The organism is Sharpea azabuensis DSM 18934 (assembly GCF_000702165.1).
GTDB lineage: Bacteria > Bacillota_I > Bacilli_A > Erysipelotrichales > Coprobacillaceae > Sharpea > Sharpea azabuensis.
In genome coordinates this window covers 1-1,182 of record NZ_JNKU01000092.1, presented here as the reverse complement: position 1 = coordinate 1,182, position 1,182 = coordinate 1, and the positions used below count along the sequence as shown (strand labels likewise).

General features: G+C 39.8%; 1 protein-coding gene and 1 pseudogene. Both read left to right on the top strand.

What is annotated here, in order from left to right; genetic code table 11:
- Window positions 1–930, top strand: a 930-nt coding sequence (locus tag T529_RS0111605; protein WP_033163773.1) for an MATE family efflux transporter, incomplete at its 5' end; no start/stop codon positions are given.
- 8 nt (window positions 931–938) lie between these two features.
- Window positions 939–1,182: pseudogene (locus T529_RS0111600) on the top strand (hypothetical protein); the annotation flags it as partial.

Here is a 1,182-nt window from a genome sequence, read left to right as displayed (position 1 = left end):
ATTGTGCTTACTTTTATTCCTTTAGGCATATGCAATATTTTAAGTGTGCCCCTACGCTGTCGCAATCATTCAATGTGGCCTCTTTATATCGGTATTTTTACTTCGCTAGTTAATACATTTTTTAACTTTTGTTTGATATTTGGTCATTTTGGCGCTCCTGCATTAGGTGTTCAGGGTGCTGCCATAGCTAGCGTCATTTCACAAATGGTGGGAGCGTTCCTAACCCTTATCTGTGTTTATAAGTTATATGGAAGAATCAACATCTCCTTGGGATTGGATAAGAAAGGCTATCAACAGTATTTTAAGATGCTTTTACCAATTGCCTTTAGTGAATGCTTATGGGCAGTGGGACAAAGCGTTAATACATATGTCTATGGACATATGGGAACTAATGAGCTAGCAGGCATGTCACTGACTGGAGCAATACAAGGTCTCACCATTGGAGCATTAAGCGGATTGGCCCAGGCTGCTGGCATTTTGATAGGGAAAAGATTGGGCAGAAATGAATATGATGAAGCCTATAGCGAATCAATAAGAATCTGTGAATTTGGTTTTATTGGTTCTGTAGTGCTGTCATTGATGATTGTCTTACTTAGAAGCTCTTATGTCGGAGTCTTTCAGGTATCTCCCAGTGCGAAGAGCATTGGGGAGAAAATCTTGCTTGTCTTCGCGTTTTTAATGCCGGCAAAGGTATTAAATATGATTCTGGGCGGTGGTGTGATCAGAAGTGGTGGAAAGACAAAATATATCATGATGATTGACATTCTAGGCACATGGTTTATTGGCGTTCCATTGGCAGTATTCACAGGGCTTTTTCTCAAGCTATCTATCGTATGGGTCTATTTGATCTTGTCGCAGGAAGAAATGGTAAGACTTCTTTTGACAGCCTATATGTTTAGAAGCAGGAAGTGGATGAATACAATTTCATGAGGATCAGTATGTGGGATGAAAAGAAAATTCGCATCGTTGATATAGCAAGTGAACTGGGCGTAAGAACGGCAACAGTTTCTAATGCCATACATGGTAAAACGAAAAAAGCCTCTGATACGGCAGTAAGAGAGGCTCAGGAGAAGCTTGCCAAAACTATATTCAAAGGTAATGCAGCTTATACACCACGTTTAGGTTATGCGAAAGATGAAGTCTTTGGCTATAATGATAAATCACGTAAGATTATTGCGGATT